The following is a 4,046-nucleotide window of genomic DNA, read 5'->3' on the forward strand; positions in this document are numbered from 1 at the left end:
GGCGGTGCCGATGAGCATCCCGGCTAACAGAAAGTCGTTCCTGAGCAAGTTCTTCAAACAGAGGGCCGCATGAACATCCTGAGCCTCCTGCGCCGACGCAGCACTGCACCGGTGGCCCGCGATCGCCTTCAGGTGATCCTTGCTCACGAGCGGGCGGAGGTCGGCCGCTCACACCTGGTCGACACACTGCGCGAGGAGATCCTCGCCGTGATCGCCAAGCACGCCGCGATCGAGCGAGACAAAGTCTCGATCAAGGCTGAGCAGCGCGAAGGTGTCTCGACACTGGACATCAACATCGAGCTCCCAACCATAGCCGTCGGAATGCGCAAGGCGGCCTGACCCGAGCCAGCAATTCGCCTATGCGCACTCTGGACCGAGAATGCTGTTATCCCGGCGGAGCGCTCGGCCCAGATAGCATGGCTTTTCGTCTTCGTTACGTCAGCGCAAAGGAGCACGAAGTCCCAGAGGACCGCGCAGGAGCCGAAGGGCATCCATCCTGGGCCCACCTGGATCCGAACCACATCCTGGGATGCTCACCGACCAAACCTAAGCCGATTAGAAGCCCGGCGCGGCTATCTCTCCGCCCCTAAGACTCGAGCAATTATCGCTCGCACGGCTCTCATCTGGCGACCATTCTGGCCGAAATAGCCTTCCCCTGTGTAGCCCCACCAATCCCAGCAGCCGTTTGGGTTGATGCTGATGACCGCAATCTGAGGGTAGAGCAACACGATGTTATTAGTCGCAGCCCAGCGATTGTAGCCAGCGTCTCTGATGAAGTCGTCATGGATCTCATCGGCAGTCTGCCGACAGCCATGAAATGCCACGTGAAGGCGGCACTCCTCTCGCTCACAGCTCTTCGGGACGTAGATGTAGCCCACGCCGTGAAGGCTGATGTGGTCAGATGCTCCTATGAAGAACTCGCTCTGATCAAATGCGATCAGATTACCGTCGCCGTGAGGATCTTCAGAGGCCTTTCCGATCTGGCCAGGGTATAGGTGCTTGAGAAGTTGTTCAGCGGCCTCATAGCCGCACTCGATCACAAATGGTGGTGCGTGCTCCTCGCACAGCCTGACCGGGAACCTGCTCGGACCCTCGAGCTTGGTGACTGGGACGCCGTGGCTCGCGGAGCGCCCATGTTCATTCATGTCCGTTGATAGCTGCAAGGAAGGGACGCCAAGGAGCTGATAAAGATCTTTGAGAGCGGCCATAGTGCTCTGGGGAACGAGCTCGTCTCGCCTGCCGTGAAAGAGCCAGACGCGGCTAGAAGCCAGATTCATCGGATCATCAATCAGACCTTGCCGGTGAGCCTGCTGCACGAAGCTCGCTGAATCATCTGCTCTCGGCGATGATGGGCGAAGCCCGAAGTATCGGCTGCCAAGGTAATGCGTGCAAGCGACTGTAGCTGCTGAACCTCGATCTAGCGGCACACCCGCGAACCACCAGTAGGGATTGAGGATGTGTTCGGCACAACCAAAAGGACCACCTCCAATAATGCCCGCACCGTTGACCAGCTTGGAGTAGGCCACGTGGAACTGGTGAGCAAAGAAGCCTCCGGAAGACACTCCTGAAACGGTGATAGAGTTCTGCTTCAGGCCAGGCACCGCCCGCAGCTTGTGCGAGGTTGATGCCGGCGGTGGCTCAGGAACAGCGTCGTGCCCAGCACGCGCAATCGCGCCTTCAAAGATGAGGCTGACGAGACCCGCCAACGCGATTGTGCCGATTTGCAAGCGCCACATCACTGCTAAGCTTCCGATCAATGCCCCCTCTCCCGACGTCTACGACTATTTGCCGTAGCACCGGTCGCAGGTGGCATCAGAGGTCGAGATTTTCCTCCGCCTTCAGCCGGCCAGTCTGGACGGCAGCACGAAATGCTTGGTGATCTGCCTCCGTCTGATCTGCATACGCCCTCGCCCAATCCGCCAAAGCATTCGCAAGCTCGCCGTCGTCATCGCCACCGCTATAGCCAGCGATTGCGGCGGCATCACCGGTTCGCGCATGAGCACGCGCAAGCAGCGCGCCATACACTCTTGAGAAGTAGACAAGTGACGGCTCTGACATGCTACCGATTGGAATATCTCCCTTCATGTTCCTCATCTGACGCACATAGAAGGGCCGGCCTGAAATCGTGGTCCAACCAAGCAACGGATCGCCAGCAGCTTGCAGAAGGCGCTGCCCATAAACCACGCGCTCACCTTCATGCTCTCGGTAGACCTTTGGCATCCCAGATACGTAGGGTGCATGTGCTGGCTCTACGGCCTCTTTGACTTGGAGAAAGAGAGCATCCTGATCTGAGTTGCCGCACAGAAGCGCGACGTAAGTGCGTGTTCCGACACTTCCGATACCGACCACCCGATGTGCAACGTCAACAACGTGATACCGGCTCAGCATGAAGCGGCGCTCACGTGGGAGCGTTTCGGCATAGCGCTCAAGCCCAGCAATAACAGCGTCACGCGTTTCGGCGTCGATATGGGTAAGTATGGGCGGTTCCTCCTTGAACCGCCAGCCGTCGTGAATCCGTGTGTCGCCCGCGCGCGCTAGCAGACTCTGGTTGTTGTTCTTGCGGGCCTTATCAGTAGATCTCAGAAGCAAATTCCGGGATTCTGCATCAGGCTCCAACCCGCAGAGATCACCCTGATCAACTCTTGCAGAGTAGCGCCAGACATCTAACGAACCCTGCGACGCAAGGTCACTCATCTTCTTTTGGTAACCACTAACTGCTGCCGTGACGGATTGACGCCGGATGTGGCTGGTGGACCCATACTCGCGCGCCGCAACCTCGATACTCGCAACCAGGCGCTTCAGGTCCCACTCCCAAGGTCCCACCGTGACCTCGTCGAAGTCGTTGAGGTCGAGCACGATGTCGTGCTGAGGGCTACCGAAGAGACCGAAATTTGAGACGTGAGCATCACCATCAATGACTACCCTTATGCCGCTGCAGGGTGTGGATGCCAGGTCCCAGGCCATGACCGCAGCAGCACCGCGTAGGAACGCGAAAGGTGATCGGGCCATCCGTGCCACACGCAGCGGAACGAGCTGAGCTTGCCGCCCGGCATGCGCCCGTTCGATGAGACTGACGGGATCCGGCCTGTCGCCCGGAGCCTTCCACTCGCCGTGTAGGTGATGTGGGGTGGTTGCTCTCAAGCTCCGCCCGGAGGAACGTCGCGCCTCCCAGGACGCCTGACGTTCTCGCAGGTTGACGTGAGGAACATCGGCTAAGGGCTCGAGGATCAGCCTCTCAGCAGCCTCTTCCTTGCCCACTGGTTCAGCGGCAGGAGCATGCTCCGGAAGCAAGTCTCCGGCGGGTGAACGAGGCGGCGTCTCGTTGGATGGCACTGGCGCGCGCGACATTTCCACCCTCACGCAATCGAGTTGCTCAGGAGCGACTGCACAGCGACGCTAGCACGAGCTGCAGACCAGGGCGTGGTGGCCCAAGACACGAGCGGAAGCGGCTCCTCTGCTGTGCCAAGGGCGCAGAAGTCGCGCCGCTGAGAAGGCTCACGCCTCTTTGCCCGTCAAAAACGGACGTGCAGCCTCAATCGCGGGTCTGCATGCTGGTGCGGTGTCTGCAAGGAGCGCCTCCGGCCGGACATTCCCGATCCAAACGCGCACGATGCTCGATACGGCCCACCCAGGATCACTCGTCGCGCGGTCGACAATGATTGGACGCGCCTCTCTAGCGCATGAGGTGACCTCGGCGAGAACGGCCTGCGGCACGCGAGCGGCGGTGAGCGTCTCGACTACCTTTGCTTGCAGAGGATCGATGAGGAAGAAAGAGATCAAGGCGGCGACGATGTCCTGCATGGTGCTGTGTCCTGAAGTCGGCTCTGGCTTGGAACCGTTAAATCGCCATGGCGGCCTGAGCGTTGCCTCATGGCCGTTAATGCGGGAACGTCGCCGCTCAGGAATACGAAGCCTCACTAATCGTGCTGTTGCTGAACGGCATGGACCCTGGGTCCAGCCGGATCCCGATCACATCCTTGGATCCCGGCCGACTTCATCAGCAAGACGTCTCAACCTAGATCTTCGAGAGAACACCCCACCTTTCC

Annotated in this window: 4 protein-coding genes; 1 reads left to right on the forward strand and 3 read right to left on the reverse strand. The window is 59.7% G+C overall.

From position 1 onward, the window contains the following. Window positions 1-69 precede the first annotated feature (69 nt). Complete coding sequence (minE, locus tag MOX02_RS29680; RefSeq protein ID WP_147029357.1) at window positions 70-339, forward strand: cell division topological specificity factor MinE; 270 nt, start codon at window positions 70-72, stop codon at window positions 337-339. A gap of 233 nt (window positions 340-572) precedes the next feature. On the opposite strand, the gene MOX02_RS29685 is transcribed toward minE, so the two are convergent. From MOX02_RS29685 to MOX02_RS29695, 3 genes are all read right to left on the reverse strand, one after another. Beyond that, the gene (locus tag MOX02_RS29685) at window positions 573-1,757 is read right to left on the reverse strand and encodes an extracellular catalytic domain type 2 short-chain-length polyhydroxyalkanoate depolymerase (protein ID WP_147029358.1); all 1,185 of its coding nucleotides are present in this window, start codon (window positions 1,755-1,757) and stop codon (window positions 573-575) included. A 55-nt stretch (window positions 1,758-1,812) separates the two neighbouring features. Further along, the gene (locus tag MOX02_RS29690; RefSeq protein ID WP_147029360.1) at window positions 1,813-3,348 is read right to left on the reverse strand and encodes a DUF2252 domain-containing protein; all 1,536 of its coding nucleotides are present in this window, start codon (window positions 3,346-3,348) and stop codon (window positions 1,813-1,815) included. Window positions 3,349-3,495: 147 nt separating this feature from the next. Beyond that, entirely contained in the window at window positions 3,496-3,801 is a 306-nt protein-coding gene (locus MOX02_RS29695; protein WP_147029359.1) for a hypothetical protein, read from the reverse strand. Window positions 3,802-4,046: the final 245 nt, after the last annotated feature.

The sequence above is a fragment of the Methylobacterium oxalidis genome (genome assembly GCF_007992195.1).
Lineage (GTDB): Bacteria > Pseudomonadota > Alphaproteobacteria > Rhizobiales > Beijerinckiaceae > Methylobacterium > Methylobacterium oxalidis.

Bases quoted from the DNA above. Each gene is read 5' to 3' on its own strand.
- minE (WP_147029357.1), top strand. From the start codon at position 70: ATGAACATCCTGAGCCTCCTGCGCCGACGCAGCACTGCACCGGTGGCC.
- MOX02_RS29695 (WP_147029359.1), bottom strand. From the start codon at position 3,801: ATGCAGGACATCGTCGCCGCCTTGATCTCTTTCTTCCTCATCGATCCT.
- MOX02_RS29690 (WP_147029360.1), bottom strand. From the start codon at position 3,348: ATGTCGCGCGCGCCAGTGCCATCCAACGAGACGCCGCCTCGTTCACCC.